The organism is Sulfuricurvum sp., assembly GCF_049277495.1.
Taxonomy (GTDB): domain Bacteria; phylum Campylobacterota; class Campylobacteria; order Campylobacterales; family Sulfurimonadaceae; genus Sulfuricurvum.
In genome coordinates this window covers 62,869-78,648 of record NZ_JBASYM010000001.1, presented here as the reverse complement: position 1 = coordinate 78,648, position 15,780 = coordinate 62,869, and the positions used below count along the sequence as shown (strand labels likewise).

At 47.3% G+C, this 15,780-nt stretch carries 14 protein-coding genes; 8 read left to right on the top strand and 6 right to left on the bottom strand.

Translation table 11 applies throughout. The features are described from left to right. The 6 genes from WAO38_RS00410 to WAO38_RS00385 all read right to left on the bottom strand — a co-directional run. The coding region (locus WAO38_RS00410; protein ID WP_422233253.1) for a hypothetical protein at positions 1-245 on the bottom strand (245 nt) is incomplete at its 3' end. Between the two features lie 57 nt (positions 246-302). Next, a complete protein-coding gene (locus WAO38_RS00405) occupies positions 303-740 on the bottom strand; it encodes a type II secretion system protein (protein WP_422233251.1) in 438 nt (145 codons plus the stop codon). Continuing rightward, complete coding sequence (locus WAO38_RS00400; protein WP_422233249.1) at positions 737-1,174, bottom strand: hypothetical protein; 438 nt, start codon at positions 1,172-1,174, stop codon at positions 737-739. Before WAO38_RS00400 ends, WAO38_RS00405 begins: the two co-directional genes overlap by 4 nt. Beyond that, the gene (locus WAO38_RS00395) at positions 1,174-2,055 is read right to left on the bottom strand and encodes a type II secretion system protein (RefSeq protein WP_422233247.1); all 882 of its coding nucleotides are present in this window, start codon (positions 2,053-2,055) and stop codon (positions 1,174-1,176) included. The genes WAO38_RS00400 and WAO38_RS00395 overlap by 1 nt, the downstream gene beginning before the upstream one ends. Before the next feature lie 2 nt (positions 2,056-2,057). Next, positions 2,058-2,711 (bottom strand): type II secretion system protein, encoded by a 654-nt coding sequence (locus WAO38_RS00390; protein WP_422233245.1) that lies wholly within the window; start codon positions 2,709-2,711, stop codon positions 2,058-2,060. Beyond that, positions 2,708-5,920: a LamG-like jellyroll fold domain-containing protein gene (locus WAO38_RS00385; RefSeq protein ID WP_422233243.1), complete on the bottom strand. Its 3,213-nt coding sequence runs from the start codon at positions 5,918-5,920 to the stop codon at positions 2,708-2,710. Before WAO38_RS00385 ends, WAO38_RS00390 begins: the two co-directional genes overlap by 4 nt. 173 nt (positions 5,921-6,093) lie before the next feature. Between WAO38_RS00385 and leuA the strand changes: the two genes are divergently transcribed. The 8 genes from leuA to WAO38_RS00345 all read left to right on the top strand — a co-directional run bounded on the left by leuA (position 6,094) and on the right by WAO38_RS00345 (position 15,772). After that, a complete protein-coding gene (gene leuA / locus WAO38_RS00380; RefSeq protein ID WP_422233241.1) occupies positions 6,094-7,761 on the top strand; it encodes a 2-isopropylmalate synthase in 1,668 nt (555 codons plus the stop codon). 49 nt (positions 7,762-7,810) lie between these two features. Next, a complete protein-coding gene (locus WAO38_RS00375) occupies positions 7,811-8,170 on the top strand; it encodes an excalibur calcium-binding domain-containing protein (protein WP_422233239.1) in 360 nt (119 codons plus the stop codon). Positions 8,171-8,241: 71 nt separating this feature from the next. Continuing rightward, complete coding sequence (alaS, locus tag WAO38_RS00370; protein WP_422233257.1) at positions 8,242-10,791, top strand: alanine--tRNA ligase; 2,550 nt, start codon at positions 8,242-8,244, stop codon at positions 10,789-10,791. Positions 10,792-10,877: 86 nt separating this feature from the next. Continuing rightward, positions 10,878-11,417, top strand: coding sequence for a hypothetical protein (locus tag WAO38_RS00365; RefSeq protein WP_422233237.1), 540 nt, complete (start codon positions 10,878-10,880; stop codon positions 11,415-11,417). After that, positions 11,418-11,966, top strand: coding sequence for a septum formation inhibitor Maf (gene maf, locus WAO38_RS00360; RefSeq protein WP_422233235.1), 549 nt, complete (start codon positions 11,418-11,420; stop codon positions 11,964-11,966). It begins immediately after the preceding gene. Continuing rightward, positions 11,963-13,069, top strand: coding sequence for an aminotransferase class I/II-fold pyridoxal phosphate-dependent enzyme (locus WAO38_RS00355; protein WP_422233233.1), 1,107 nt, complete (start codon positions 11,963-11,965; stop codon positions 13,067-13,069). Before maf ends, WAO38_RS00355 begins: the two co-directional genes overlap by 4 nt. A 4-nt stretch (positions 13,070-13,073) precedes the next feature. Further along, a complete protein-coding gene (locus tag WAO38_RS00350; protein ID WP_422233232.1) occupies positions 13,074-13,772 on the top strand; it encodes an ATP-binding cassette domain-containing protein in 699 nt (232 codons plus the stop codon). 35 nt (positions 13,773-13,807) lie between these two features. Then, the gene (locus tag WAO38_RS00345) at positions 13,808-15,772 is read left to right on the top strand and encodes a penicillin-binding protein 1A (protein ID WP_422233229.1); all 1,965 of its coding nucleotides are present in this window, start codon (positions 13,808-13,810) and stop codon (positions 15,770-15,772) included. The last annotated feature ends 8 nt before the right edge of the window (positions 15,773-15,780 follow it).

Genomic DNA, 15,780 nt, shown 5'->3' with positions numbered 1-15,780 from the left:
ATCGTATACTCTTCGTCACTGTTGAGGTTCCCCTCTTCGAACATCCGAATCTCGACTTGGATACGAAGCTCATCGTTGCTGAGGCGGTCGGAAAGTTTGAGGGTGTGGGTGTTGAGTAATGAGAGGGGAATGATCGCACCCGAATGGAGCTCTTTTAATTCACGCGATGAAGATTCGCTAAAGACACCATTGTGGTATGTGCGGATCCGGTCATGCTCGATGAAAAGTGTTTTTTGGTGTTCCATTTCCCTGCTTACCACGTTTTTGTGAATGCTTTATATCGGTAAAATTAAAAAATTTAATTAGTTATTGCAGGGGATTATAGCATATCCTGTTCCCCTAAAGAGGCGAATTGTGCTATTTTTATCACTATATTTGAAATTTATATTTAGATCTGTTACTAATAAAGTATTTAAGGTAACTGAATTCCCGTTATGAGGCCGTCCTAATCCGTCAAAACAGACGGTTGAGATATTCGGGGTAAGGGTGATTGTTGATTTGATCTCATGTTTTGGGGCGTGGTTATTCGAAAGTGCTGCCGGAGTGAGGGTGACGCACCCTGCAGCATCCAGCGCATCATATCCCAATGCACGATAGCGTGCTTCTTTGAGTTTGAGAAGGGTGTATTGGGCATCCTGGCGGGCATAATCAGGACGGCTCATGTAAAAACCGATACCGCTCAGAACGCCGATGAGGACAATGACAAAGATCAGTTCGATCAGGGAAAAACCGTTTTTCATGGGCGCTGCAGGCTCCTTCGTTCCAACCGGATCGGATGGAGGATTTTGGCATTGGTATTATCAGACGTAACTACGATGCGCATACTCACCATTCCGTTGGACTCTTCGGTCTGAACGGCTTGGCTTAGGGTTCCTCCGCAGGTCGTTCCATCGGACAAATAGTACCGTTCGATCGTCACTGCAGCATTAAATTTTCCATCAGGTGAGGTTAGGGTAAGATTATTCAAACACCCATCAACGGCGCGATTTTGACCGCTGATTCTTAGCAGTGTCGCTTCGGTTGCGCTTTGCAAAAAGAGTTCTGCCTGCTCCCGGGTATAGCTGTCAGCATAATGTTGAGCTCCGAGTGAGGCATAGCGCATGGTGACGGTGACGATCCCTCCGATAAAGAGGATGATGAGAAGTACCTGCGGAAGACCGAACGCATGACGCATTAAAAGACCACCTTTTGTTTGGATAGCCGTACCGGATTGCCTCCGCGCACGGTACGGTTCGTATCGATCGAGAGGCGGATGGTACTGTTAATCATCTGCGCACGGAAGGCATTGACATTGGTGGCGAGGATACTGACCTGCCCGGTTCCGTTGGGAATATCGGCACAAAAAGTTTCCCCTTTCCACGGACGATAGTCATAAAAGAGAAACAAAGTATTGTTGAGTGTATTGGGACTGATCCCCAGGGCTGTGATGCATGCCGCGGTCTGATCGATATCTTCACCCCGGGCGACGGCATAGGCAGAATCGACAAGATTGTATTTTTCATAGATGGTCGTCGGGGCAATGCCACTAAAAATTATGGCATTGTCTGTGGTCATAGATATGGAATGTATTGCTGAATTCCCCTCATCAAATGTCCCCGAGAAAACGAGAGCAAGATTATTATTAGCCCAGTTAAAGCTTCCCCATTTTGCGATTTGTGTGTTTTCGATAGCGGTTTTGGTAGTGTCGGGAGTATACAGAGTTGCCGTTGCATAGGTTGAGCGGTTCATATCGACAAAACCGCTGTAATCACCGGCGAGGTAGCTTTCACTGGCAAGCCCGAGCCATTCGATGATTTTTTTGTCGGTTGCGGCGGCAATCGGGGTACGGGTTGGATCTCCGAGAGTATATCCGTTAACGGACATCGGGGCACGGTTGTACAGCAGAATACTGATTTGATCGAGCGCTGTTTGGGAATCGATCGAGAGGGTGGTGAGGATTTTGGCTTTTTCGCTTCGAAGGGTGATCGCTTCAAACGCTTTAAACATCCCGACGGAGAGTATCCCCGTAATGGCAACGGTGATGATGATTTCGATAAGCGTATAACCACGGCGCATCGTCAGTTCCAGTTCCGGGAGTTGATTTGGATATTGCCGATGTTGAAAGAGTGGTACTGCAATGCCGTGATGCACCCTTTGTGTTGGCTGTCGCTTCCGTATCCAACACGGACGAGTATGTATTTGGTATTGGAGTATTGTCCTGGTGCTTTGGCAACGGTGGATAAAGCAGCCGTTCCGACAGAGGCGGGATCATCGACATAGATTACGGTAGTACCGATGGTGTAAAGTCCTTTTTTAAGGGTTGCAGAACAGTTTTTATCGGCAGTGATATTGGTATCGTGAAAATCATCGATATCGTTGCTCTCGGCATCTTCTTTCTGAATAGGTCCGGCGTTATAGCTGATCCCCGGAGGTGCGATGCAGTTTCGCCCCCCCACAAACCCGCCGATACGGTATCCGGTGGTGAGGTTGCAATCATAGGCGGCATTTCCCGCATTGACGCTCAGGATTTGAGGATTTTGGGTGTTGTTGTTGTCCCACGGCAGATTGAGGATCATCCCCATCTGTGCCATGGCGTTATACATCGCCTCTTCTTTGATCGTCACCTGGGTGCTTTGGTTCATCGACATCACCAGACGGGGGATAACGGTAAAGACGATTCCGATGATCACCATCGATAAAATAAGTTCAATCAGAGTTAAAGCTTTTCTCATCGAAAGAGTTTTACCCCTTTGTTGGTGATATTTTTAGCGGGTGTCATTTGAAAGTCACTTCCTTGAAAACTGCCGCTGTTGACCCCTTTGACTCCGATGCCCGCATCGGTATAGTCATAATTGAAACAAGGGTGCTGAGTGCAGTCCGTTCCATAATTGTAAGTTTTTAGCGGATTGAGAGAATACCATAACCACGGGCTGATATCCAAATGGATCGTTTGGTCATGTACGGATGTGACCGTTACGATTTGGAGCCCATCCGCAGGTACAATGGAAGTGTCGATATCGTTGCCTCCGGCACTAAACCCTCCACGGACAACATTTCCTGCCGCTGCTGTATCATGATTGAGGTTGCGATACCATTTGAGGACGTTTTGCGGCATTCCGCTCACATACCCTGAAGACGTTGTGCTGTAGACTTCAAACTCGATCGGATTGGGGGCAGACGTTTCGTTGGTTGTGACATCATACGCGCGCGCACGCCCATAAACAAATTTCGCCGTTCCTGCAGGTACTCCCGCTCCGGTCACCCCATCCGTATCCAGAGCTGTCGCTGAGGTAATATTGAAATCAAACGGGTTCTGCGGTAAGCTGAATGAACGGTCGAAATTGAGATCGATATTCGGCTGTACCGAACCGCTGTTAAATAAGTCTGCATTGAATGTGAGAATTAACGGATTGGCTTTCAAGGTATTGCTCTGGATCGCACTGAGTGTTTCGGAATAGAGGATTTTAGTAAGCGGAGCAGGGACAACGGAATGAGGAAGGGTAAGTGTCGTATTTTTCGCATAGCACAACCCGTTATAGTTAGCCGTTATCGCTCCTTCACCATTTTTTGCGGTGATGTTGAGATCCAGGGCCGATGACATAGCCAAATCATCAGAGAGATAGGTAAAGGTTCCTCCGTCAAAGTCGGTCAACATTCCGCTCACATCGAAATGATGCGGTTTGATCGTGATCTGGGCTGGGGTAAGACCGATCGGGAGATCCGAAGCAGAGTTATAGCTTCCGCTGACATCGGCATCATCGCAGTCCACCTTGGCATAGCGTACATTACACGCTTTTGTCAGATCGGTGATATTAATGTCGAGGACTCCGACCTCACTGTATCGGGTCGTGAAAATTTTAGAACCGTTAAGAAAAGAAAATGAACTGGGAACAGGGTTAAAGACTCCCATGGCACAGCTCGGATTATGTTCGGCGATCGAGACATCGAAACTACCGGGAACACTTTCATTATAAGCGTCTGATGGCGTACCGGAGAAGTTGGGGGCGCTAAAGCTCATATTGAAATCAACTCCGGCAACGGCGTTCGGAACACTAAGGGCAAATGAGGCTGGACGGACGGCAAAACGGTCGCTTGCTATGGTCGTATTGGTGTCGGTCAGGGCGTCACATGCGGCTGCGGCCGGGGCATCTTTTTCCCATAAAAGTCGTACTCCCGCACTGTCACTGCCGCCGATGGCACGGTTTAACGTAAAGGTAGTAGATGCACTTTGATTGGAGCTAAAAAGAATTTTATTCCATCCGGTGAGAGCATTTCCGGCCGTATCGATCAGTTGTGCACATACGGTTCCGTTAAAATCCTGCAACGCGGTATTGGCTTCGTTGAGGGATGCGACGGTGAGGGTAAAATCTTTTCCGACGATTTTCGTAGAGATGTTTCGGTCACTGATGGAGCGGAAAGAGTCCCAGGCATCGAAGGTGAAAATCGGATTAGGGGTAACAATTTGACATCCCGGAGTTCCATCCCAGCGTAAACCATTTTTTTCATTGGTGTAAATCGTATCGATTTGTTGAGAGGTGAGTGCGCCGTTAAAAATTTTTACTTCATCGATATCACCTGTCCAATTTCGTCCTGCCTGTTGTGAATTGGCACCAATATAAAGGGGGAAATTATTGCTTGTGATTAAACCATTATACGACGCAGAGGCTTTTAGGATATTGTCAACATAAATTTTTATAGTACTTCCATTATACGTACCGACAACATGATACCATTGATTGGTGGTTGGAACAATATTGGAATCAATGTCTGCCGTTGAACATCCAGAGTTAATTCCATAACTAAACCCATTGTTGGTACGAGGTGTATTGATACTGCATCCACCGTTGAGATGGAGGCGATAGGCACTGTCTCCTTTCGCTAAAATCGCTTCCCAATTTTTGAAGGTGTTAGAGGTGTGTCGAACCCATGCGCTCACAGAAACTTTTGATTTATCGAGAAGATTATTATCGGGTACCGAAACAAAGGCGTTGGTTCCGTTAAAACGGTATGCGGAGCACACTTGACCAGGGGTGTTGGTTGTAACCCCCCCATTGATAGTTCCGTTGAGATTGTTTCCGCTTGAATCGATGGGTGTAAGAGTATCAAAACGATATTCGGCAATGGGAACCATTGATGTTACGGTACACCCAAATGCGCCGATTACAGCACTTTCTACCGCAGCACTGTAATCAAAATAGGTGTTGTTTCCGACATCGATTTCTCCGGCTGAGAGAATTGCTCCTCGGATGTCGTTGTTATTGCCGAATTCGATCGAGGTGTTGTCGTACGGTGAGTAAATGATCCCATTGAAATTGAGGTTAGTATGTCCTTGATCTCCATTGCCGATATCAATGGAAGCATCGCTGTAGAGATAAATGATTAAATTTTCGACAGCTCCATTGGCATTAATGCCGATTTCATTACCCGCTTGTATACTGTCCTTTATGAAAATTCGTACCGGTCCGGCAGGGTTGATTGTAATAAAAGAGTTACTGGTCATTGAAATTTTTTCAATAAAATAGTCCCCGGGAGCAAGCTGAGCTGTCGTATTGCTTTTACTAAGAATTAATTCCTTGATGTAATAGGTTCCAGCGGTGAATACCGTTGTGAGATTATTGGAGGCAATTTCTATTTTGTTATATGTTCCGGCACTGATGGTAGAGACATTTTTTTTGTTGGTTGAGCTTGAGAAAGAAGGAAAAGTAGCAGGGGATAAAGGGGGAAAACTCGGATTAACGGTTGTGACACTTCCTGTCGGGGTCGGAGTATTTCCCGAACCGGAGATAGTTTGATTATTGATCTGCGAGTTATTTCCATAATCAAAGCCATTCTCTCCGATAATGCCATAACTTGCCAATTCATTGATATCATTGCAATTTATGGCGAAACTATCCATTAAAAATGCTATAAAAAAAATAAAAACTGCTACTCTGCTTTTCATTTGTTTATCCTTTTATTCCATCTGTAATCCGCTACTTTTACACTTTCCGATTCTTTTCAACTATTATATTGCATTCTTACAATAATATCAGTAAAAGCCCTTTTTGCTATAATTGCGCCACTTATTGCCATCAGCAAGGGCAGTGAGGAGAGAATTTTTAAAGGAGTTTCATTATGAAACACACATCTGCGGGCAAATACCGCCCTTATCCCCAAGTTGATTTGCCAAACCGAGTTTGGCCTTCCAAAACCATTACGCACGCTCCTATCTGGTGCAGTGTCGATCTTCGCGACGGCAACCAGGCGTTGATCACCCCGATGAATTTGGATCAAAAACTTAATCTCTTCTCTCTCTTGCTGAAACTCGGATTTAAAAATATCGAGGTGGGATTTCCTTCCGCCTCCAAAGTCGAATTTGACTTTTTACGTACCCTTGTCGATCAAAAACTGATTCCCGATGACGTGACGGTTCAAGTCCTCGTTCAGGCGCGGGAACATTTGATCGACAAAACGTTCGAAGCGTTGGCCGGGGTCAAAAAAGCGATCGTCCATTTGTACAATTCGACGTCGGTAGCCCAGCGCAAGATCGTTTTCGGAAAAGAGCAGGACGAGATTATTGCATTGGCACTCGAAGGTGTCGACATGGTTAAAGAACGCGCCAAGAAACATGAGGGTGAGATCATGCTCGAATATTCTCCGGAGAGTTTTACGGGGACGGAACTGGAATTTGCCGCCCGTATCTGTAATGCGGTGACCGATCGATGGGGGATCAGTGCGGAGCGTAAGGTGGTGATCAACCTTCCGGCAACAGTCGAGATGGCGACACCGAACGTCTATGCGGACCAGATCGAGTGGATGAGTCGTCATTTGACGAATCGCGAGCACGTATTGATCTCGACGCACACCCACAATGACCGCGGAACTTCCGTTGCCGCAACGGAGTTGGCATTGTTGGCGGGTGCGGACCGCGTCGAGGGGACATTGCTCAGCAACGGCGAGCGTACCGGAAACGTCGATATCATCACGTTGGCACTTAACATGTACACCCAAGGGGTCGATCCGGAGCTGGATTTCAGCGATTTGGAAACGGTCGTCCGTGTCGTCGAAGAGTGTACCGATATGAAGACGCATGAGCGTCACCCGTATGTCGGAGAACTCGTCTATACGGCGTTCTCGGGATCGCACCAAGATGCGATCAACAAAGGGCTTGCCTATCAGCGCTCGAAAGAGGATGCGTTTTGGGAAGTGCCGTATTTGCCGATCGATCCTCAGGACGTCGGGCGCAATTACGAGGGGATTATCAGGATCAATTCCCAATCGGGTAAAGGGGGCGTTGCGTACGTCCTCGAAGATAAATTCGAGTACTCGCTTCCGAAAAAAATGCATCCGGAGATCGGGCGTATCGTTCAGCAGGTGACCGATGAAGCAGGACGCGAGTTAAGTGCCGAAGAGATTTTAGCGATTTTTGAGAAGACCTATTTCGGCGAACCGCATGACATTGAGTTTGTTGATTATTCGGTTATTTCGGAGAGTGCAAAAGACAAACTGGTCAAATGTGTCCTCGAATACACCCATAACGGTAAGACGATCCGAAGCCAAGGGCAGGGGAACGGTCCGATCGATGCGTGTAAAAATGCCCTGATGCAGGAGTATTCGCATACCTTTAAAGTCCTCTCCTACAGTGAACATTCGCGTGGAGAACTTTCCAGTGCCGAGGCGGTAGCCTACATTGAGATCCAAACAGACAGTTTGGAGAAATTTTTCGGTGTCGGATGCGATAACGATATCACCGTCGCTTCGATCAAAGCGATGTTTAGCGCCCTTAATCGGGCGTTTTCGTAAGTTCAGTATCAAAGCTCTCGAATAGTAATCCTCTGTTGAAGGAAGTTAAGTGCGTTTATTTTTAATTGCAATCTTGCTTATTTTTATCAGTATTGTCATTAAAGCATATTATTTTGACGGCAACCCAGAAAAAGTTTATTCAGAAAAAGCTATATCGACGGAGTTGATAGAGAACAAACCGGTTGAATCAGTGCAAGCTACACCAGTAAAAAAGATAGATACCGTTGCTGTAAATAAATCTGATCTACCTACAGTTACGAGTCATTTTAGATGCGATGGCCGTACACATTGTTCACAAATGCATTCATGTGAAGAAGCTACTTTTTTCTTGAATAATTGCCCTGATACTGAGATGGATGGAGATGATGACCGTATTCCTTGTGAAACTCAATGGTGTCTAATTAAATAAACTCTAATTCCCCTTTAACTCCATCTTCGCTATAATCGCGCAATTTTACCCAGAATGTGAGTATGACGATGATGGATGTCCGCGAAGCTTTTTTAGCCTTTTTTGAATCAAAACAACACGCAAGGGTTCCGAGTTCCCCCCTCGTACCCGATGATGCAACACTCCTGTTTACGAATGCGGGGATGGTTCCGTTTAAGTCGATTTTTACGGGCGATATCCCAATCCCTGCCAATCCTCGTGCAACCAGTGCGCAGACGTGTATCCGTGCCGGCGGTAAACATAATGACCTCGAAAACGTCGGTCATACGGCGCGTCACCATACGTTTTTTGAGATGCTGGGGAACTTTAGTTTCGGCGATTATTTCAAAGAAGAGGCAATTGCCCATGCATGGGAGTTTGTCACCGAAGTGATGAAATTGCCGAAAGAGAAACTCTGGGTCACGGTTCATGAGAGCGATGACGAGGCTGAAGAGATTTGGAAAAAACATATTTCTGCAGATCGCATCATGCGTCTGGGAGACAAAGATAACTTCTGGCAGATGGGAGATACCGGACCGTGCGGACCGTGTTCGGAAATCTTCGTCGATCAGGGTGCGGAACATTTTAACGGACCGGAAGATTACATGGGAGGCGATGGGGATCGTTTCTTGGAAATCTGGAATCTCGTCTTCATGCAGTATGAGCGTAACGCAAAAGGGGAGCTTAAACCGCTTCCGAAACCCTCAATCGATACGGGGATGGGATTGGAGCGGGCGACAGCCGTCCTCGAAGGGGCATTAAGCAACTACGATTCGACGTTGTTTATGCCGATCATTCGCAAAGTGGAAGCGCTGATCGGCAAGCCTTACAGCTATGCAAGCGGTGCATCGTACCGTGTAATCGCCGATCATATCCGTACCGTTACCTTCCTTCTCGCACAAGGGACAAACTTCTCGAACGAAGGGCGCGGTTACGTACTCCGTCGTATCCTTCGCCGTGCGGTACGTCACGGTTATCTTCTCGGATTTACCAAACCGTTTATGTTTGAAGTCGCCGATACCGTCGCCGAACTCATGGGGAAACAATACCCGTACATCGTCGAAAAGCTGGCGGTTTTAAAAGAGCAGATCATGCTCGAAGAAGAGCGTTTCTTCAAAACTATTCAGTCGGGGATCGAGCTGTTTAACGAAGAGCTCAAAAATACGAAAGGTACCTTCAGCGGTGAAGTAGCCTTTAAACTCTACGATACGTTCGGATTCCCGCTCGATTTGACGGAAGACATGTTGAAAGAGAAAAATCTCTCCCTTGATGTTGAGACGTTTGAAACACTTATGTCGGAACAGCGCAAACGGGCCAAGGCAGCATGGAAAGGTTCCGGCGATGCTCACGTAGAGGGGGATTTCAAGACCCTTTTGGAAACCTTCGGTGTCAATACGTTTATCGGCTATTCCTATACCAAAGCTCCGGTGAAAATTCAGGCTCTTCTTTCTGAGAGTTTTGAACGTGTAGAGCAGCTTCATGCACACCAAAAAGGGTGGGTATTGCTCGAAGAGACCCCATTTTATGCCGAGAGCGGCGGACAATGCGGCGACAGCGGTTTACTGGGCGAGAGTGCAATCGTTAATGAGACGAAAAAATTTCACGGGCTGAATCTTTCTCATATCGAGACGAAAGCGACACTCAGTGTCGGGGATATGGTAGAAGCGATCGTGGATCCTTCACGCAATGAAATCGCGAAACACCACTCCGCGACCCATTTGCTTCATGCCGCATTATATGAGTTATTGGGCGAGCATATTTCTCAGGCGGGTTCATTGGTCGAACATAACCGTCTCCGATTTGACTTCTCACACCCTAAAGCAATGAGCCATGAAGAGATTGCCCTCGTCGAAGAGCGGGTCAATTATCATATTTTCCATGCGCTTGAGGGGATGACTCGCGAGATGAGTATTGATGAGGCGAAAAAAAGCGGTGCCAAAGCGCAGTTCGGTGAAAAATACGGGGATACGGTCCGTGTCGTCAATTTCGGAACGGCTTCGGTCGAGTTCTGCGGAGGAATCCATGTCGATAACACGGCAAGTATCGGAACGTTTGTCATCACGAAAGAGAGCGGCGTCAGTGCCGGAGTGCGCCGTATCGAAGCGGTGTGCGGAAATGCGGCCTATAATCTCTTTAAAGCGAACCGGCATTTGCTCGAAGAGGTCGAAGCATCGGTGAAAAACCGCGATGTTCTTGCCGGAATCGAACGGCTCAAAGAGCAGGTCAAAACCCTTAAGACGGAAATGAGCGCATTGGCATCAAGCGCGAAAGAAGAACTCGCAGTCACGATGATGGGCAATACGGCTGTCGTCGTAGCCGAACTGGGTACGGGCGATATCAAAGAACGTATCGATGAGCTTAAAAATACACACGATTCGGTTGCCGTGATCTTATTCCAAATCAAAGAGGATAAAGTGATGTTGGCCGCCGGAGTCAAAAATGCGTCCGTCAAAGCGGGCGATTGGATCAAAACGATTGCACCGATACTCGGCGGCGGCGGCGGCGGACGGCCTGACTTCGCTCAAGCCGGCGGAAAAGATATTACGAAGATCGCTGAAGCAAAAGAAGCGGCACTCGCGTATGTAACCAAAGAACTTTCGTAAGAAAGATGGGCTTAGCGCCGAGGTAAACCCAGTGTTAACGTAACAAAAGGGGACTTTGTTCCCTTTGTGTATAAAAGGAATATATAATGAAAGATTTTTTGATCGAGACGTTCGCCCACCATCGTACCCTTATCGTTTTTTTACATGTTATCAGTGCCGTAATCTGGGTAGGGGGGATGATTGCAATCCGTTTTGCAACGCATCAGTCTCTCGCACAGATCAGTGACCCAAAACTTCGCCTTGAGCGTGCGGCGCATACCCTTAAACGGCTTTTCACGATCGTATTGCCGTTTGTGATCGTTCTCATAATCACGGCGGTCATTATGGCGGTCGGTCTCGGGTTTCGCGCCGCGGCGATGGATCCAATGGGGAATGTGATCGATGAATACGCGATGAGCATTTACAATACTGTCCATATCAAAGAGGCGATTTGGCTCGTGATGTCTCTGAACCTTGGTGCGATGATGTACCGTCGACGAAAAGCGGAGAAAGCGCTGAAAGAGGGTGACATTACAGCGGCAAAAGATCTTCTCGGCGTTATCGCGAAATACATGGTTCCGGTCAATATCGGTTTGGGAATTATCGCAATCTATATCGGTGTATTTTTGCGGGGCGCCTACGCTTAAATGCTGCGCCTTGCGTCCTCTTCCATCACCCGCGCCGAACTTTTAAAGGCCGCGGGTATCCCTTTTATCCAGGAATCACTCGATTTTGACGAAGACTCTATCGTCGCAACTTCCCCTAAAAATTTTGTCTATCAGGCAACTCTCGGAAAATACAAAGTCAATCTGGAGAAGTTCGGATGCAGTGATTATCCTCTCCTTGTTGCCGATACGGTCGTTACGGCTCACGGAAAGATTTTGCGCAAGGCAAAAAATGAAGAGGATGCCCGTAAAATTTTGCAGATGCAAAGCGGCTCGGATGTCGCCATTATTACCTGCATGATCTATAAAACCCCGAGACTCGAATTGATCGATATCTCCTCTACCCACTATTTTTTTAATCCATTTGAACCCGATGCGATCGAGCAGTATCTAAAAAGCGGGGACTGGCAAGGGAAAGCGGGGGCCTGTATGGTGGAGGGATTTTGTAAATCCTATATCCGTGAAGTACGGGGATATGAGAGTACGGCGATGGGGCTAAGCGTCGAAGTATTAAAGCCGTTTCTATCATGAATACCCCTTACGAGAGCGAACTAAAAGCACTCAAACGTTCCGGACGCTACCGCGAGCGCAAGCTTCGTGACGAATCGCTATTGGATGCCGCATCCAACGACTATTTGGGATTAGCACATAAAAAAGAGCTTCATCGTAAAGCCTGCGAAACCCTTTCTCGATACCAAGAACATGCACCCAAAGCTTCGATGCTGGTCAACGGCTATCACCCTGTCCATGCCGAATTTGAGGCTGCTTTATGTGCAGCCAACGGCTTTGAAGCCGGGATTGTGATGGGGAGCGGATTTAACGCCAATATCGGCCTTATCGAAGCACTTGTACGCAAAGGTGACGTATTGCTGATGGATGAGGAATATCATGCCAGCGGCGTTGCGGGGGCGCGGATGTGTGAGGGGGAGGTGCTCTTTTTCGCCCACAACGACCCTGCCGCCCTTAAAGAGGCCCTTGATAAAGCCCGGGGTAAGCGGATCATTGTGGCGGTTGAGGGGATTTATTCGATGGGCGGCGATCGTTTGGCGCGCGAAATCATCGAGCTCTCTATACAATACGATGCGATCTTGATTTTAGATGAAGCCCACAGCAGCGGAGTTATCGGTGAACATCTGATGGGAATACTCGACTATTACCAAATCCCCCCGACCCCACGGATGATCAAAATGGGGACGTTGGGAAAAGCGTATGGGAGTTTCGGTGCTTATGTCCTCTCCTCAAAGCATATCAGCGAGTATCTCATCAACCGGGCGAAGAATGTCATCTATGCGACGGCTCCATCGCTGTATGACACGGCATTGGCACACCGATCGCTAGAGTATATTCAACACAACGCATCAATGCTCCGAGAACAGATTGCGTCCCGTCAGGCAATCGTGTACGATATACTCAAAATAGAGTGTGCAGGACTGATCGTTCCGATTGTCATCGGGGACAATCACGAAGTGATCCGACTGCAGGAATGGATCAAAAACGAGATGGGGATACAGGTAGGTGCAATCCGCCAGCCGACGGTTAAAAAGGCGATCATCCGTCTCATCGCCAGACTGGATATGGATGAAATTCGTTTACGCCAGGTATGTGAGCGATTAACACGGATTACGATAAAATAACAGTATGAATATCATTGCGATCGATCAGCTGAAAATTACCCATAATGCTTTGGTATTGGTCGATTTATCTTTTGAAATTCGACGTTCATTAGCACTTGTCGGCCAAAGCGGAAGCGGTAAATCGCTAACTCTGAAAGCTCTTTTGGGATTGTTGGATCCGGGATTGAATCTCTTTTTGGAAAAACGGTCGGATTTCGAGTGGCAGTTAGGCAAATCGGTGGCGCTGGTTCCCCAAAACCCGTTTACGGCACTCTCTCCGCTCACCCGGATCAAAGACCAAATGTTTCTCACGAGCGAGCGGAGCAAAGAGCTTTTTGCTTTATTGGGATTGGATGAATCGCTGTTGGAGCGTTTTCCTCCGGAACTCTCAGGCGGACAGCTGCAGAGAGTGGTAGTTGCCATCGCTTTGGGGTCTGATCCGAAGCTTCTTTTATTGGATGAACCGACAACCGCACTCGATCCCTCGTCAAAAGAAGCTATGATTACGCTGTTAAAAACATTGCAGGAAAAGATGGGCTTTAAGATGCTGTTTGTTACTCACGACATGGGGGTGGCATCGGCTTTGTGCGAAGAAATTTGTGTGATTTATGAGGGGCGTGTGATCGAGCAGGGGGAGATCGGAACGGTTATCCGAAACCCCAAAGAGAAATACACGCAAGCGTTAATTGACGCCGAATTTAAAACCAGAGGATTTAGAAATTGATCAATTCTTACGAAGAAATACCGCTAAGGAAAAAAATGAAAAAATATTTGCTGATAGGGGTGGGGATCATGATCATGATCCCGATCGTTTTTTTAGGGTATATTATTTACTCTTTTGAATACGAAACCAAACGTCTCATCAACTATCAACCTCGATTGACAACGGAAGTGTATGATCGAAACGGGAACAAAATAGCGAATCTTTTCAGTGATGAACACCGCTATTATGTTTCGTATGAAAATATCCCTCCCCGACTCATCGAAGCACTTTTGGCGATTGAAGATACGACGTTTTTTGAACACAACGGAGTCAATCCGGATGCGGTTATGCGTGCGATCATCAAAGACGTCAGTGCCGGAAAACTCAAAGAGGGGGCGAGTACGATCACCCAGCAACTGGTCAAAAATACTCTTTTGACCCGCGAGAAAAAGTTCTCCCGTAAATTCAAAGAGGTCCTTTATTCGATCCGTATTGAGCAGGAGTTGAGTAAAGAACAGATTTTAGAGCGCTATTTCAATGAAATCTATTTGGGGCACGGTTATTACGGGATTAAAACGGCGGCGGACGGTTATTTTCGCAAACCGCTAAAGCAGTTGAGCCTCAAAGAGATGGCGATCTTGGTCGGATTACCGAAAGCTCCGAATTTTTATTCTCCGACGAGAAACTATGAACTTTCTCTAGGGCGTGCCAACCGTGTCATCGGGCGTATGTATGACCTCGGATGGATCGATCAGGCTACCTATGAAAAAGCGACTCAGGAACGGCCGAAAGTCTATAACGATACGTTGAGCAAAAACTCGGGTCCCTATATTATCGATGAAGTCATGCGCCAGCTCGGCGATGCGTTTCCCGATATTCGAAGCGGCGGATACAAGGTCTATACAACGATCGATTTACAGCTTCAGGAAGCCGGATACAAAGCACTCCAATCCGGCCGCAATGAGATCATAAAACGGGCGCAGGAAGCAGGGGATTTGGATGAGAATCAGCAGCATCAGCTCAACGGTGCGCTCATCAGCCTTGATCCGTATACCGGAGAGATATTGGCGATGGTAGGGGGATATGATTATGCTCTCAGCCCCTATAACCGTGTCACACAGGCAAAACGGCAGCCGGGTTCGGCATTTAAACCGTTTGTTTATCAGGTAGCATTGGACAGCGGTATGTCTCCGGCATCTCTTGTACCCGACATAGCGCGAACCTACACGTATGCCGGTGATGACGGTGAAGAGAAAACATGGCAGCCTAAAAACTATAAAAATGAGTACAAAGGGATGGTTACGATCCGTGATGCCCTGACCCATTCTCGAAATTTGGCAACGATCAATATGGTCAGCGATATGGGATTCGGAAAAATCACCGACGGTTTAAGACGTTTTGGGATTGTCGAAAACCTCCCTCCCGATCTGTCGATCGCACTGGGGTCTATCTCCCTTTCACCGCTTGATTTGGCGAAGTATTATACGATGTTCGCCAGCGGCGGGGCATTGACGAATCCGATTTTGATACGTCAGGTAGTAACCCCCAAAGGGGAGACGATCAAATATGAAAACAAAAGCCGTCAGGTGGATACTCCGCAGCAGATTTATTTGATGACGTCGATTCTTAAAGATGTTGTAACCCACGGTACAGGGACCTCTGCCCGTGTCGGAGGGATTGAAATCGCAGGGAAAACGGGAACGACCAATAAAAATGTCGATGCCTGGTTTGCCGGATATTCACCGACGGTGGAGACGGTTGTTTGGTTTGGGCATGATAATAATACACCGATGCGACGCAGTGAAACGGGCGGACGAGCGGCAGGGCCGGTTTTCCGCTATTTTTATGAAGATTTGTTAAGAATTTATCCGAATACAAAACGTACGTTTGATGTTCCTGCGGGAGTTTATGTGGGATCAGCAAATGACGGAAACATTACAGAATCGTTTACCGATACCTCCGCAGCACCGGATATTACACAGGATGAAGCGCCGAAAACCGAAGAAAAACTTCTTTTTTGAGAATTTTT

Bases quoted from the DNA above. Each gene is read 5' to 3' on its own strand.
- WAO38_RS00400 (WP_422233249.1), bottom strand. From the start codon at position 1,174: ATGCGTCATGCGTTCGGTCTTCCGCAGGTACTTCTCATCATCCTCTTT.
- WAO38_RS00405 (WP_422233251.1), bottom strand. From the start codon at position 740: ATGAAAAACGGTTTTTCCCTGATCGAACTGATCTTTGTCATTGTCCTC.
- WAO38_RS00390 (WP_422233245.1), bottom strand. From the start codon at position 2,711: ATGAGAAAAGCTTTAACTCTGATTGAACTTATTTTATCGATGGTGATC.
- maf (WP_422233235.1), top strand. From the start codon at position 11,418: ATGCTGCGCCTTGCGTCCTCTTCCATCACCCGCGCCGAACTTTTAAAG.
- leuA (WP_422233241.1), top strand. From the start codon at position 6,094: ATGAAACACACATCTGCGGGCAAATACCGCCCTTATCCCCAAGTTGAT.
- WAO38_RS00355 (WP_422233233.1), top strand. From the start codon at position 11,963: ATGAATACCCCTTACGAGAGCGAACTAAAAGCACTCAAACGTTCCGGA.
- WAO38_RS00395 (WP_422233247.1), bottom strand. From the start codon at position 2,055: ATGCGCCGTGGTTATACGCTTATCGAAATCATCATCACCGTTGCCATT.
- WAO38_RS00350 (WP_422233232.1), top strand. From the start codon at position 13,074: ATGAATATCATTGCGATCGATCAGCTGAAAATTACCCATAATGCTTTG.
- WAO38_RS00345 (WP_422233229.1), top strand. From the start codon at position 13,808: ATGAAAAAATATTTGCTGATAGGGGTGGGGATCATGATCATGATCCCG.
- WAO38_RS00385 (WP_422233243.1), bottom strand. From the start codon at position 5,920: ATGAAAAGCAGAGTAGCAGTTTTTATTTTTTTTATAGCATTTTTAATG.
- alaS (WP_422233257.1), top strand. From the start codon at position 8,242: ATGGATGTCCGCGAAGCTTTTTTAGCCTTTTTTGAATCAAAACAACAC.
- WAO38_RS00365 (WP_422233237.1), top strand. From the start codon at position 10,878: ATGAAAGATTTTTTGATCGAGACGTTCGCCCACCATCGTACCCTTATC.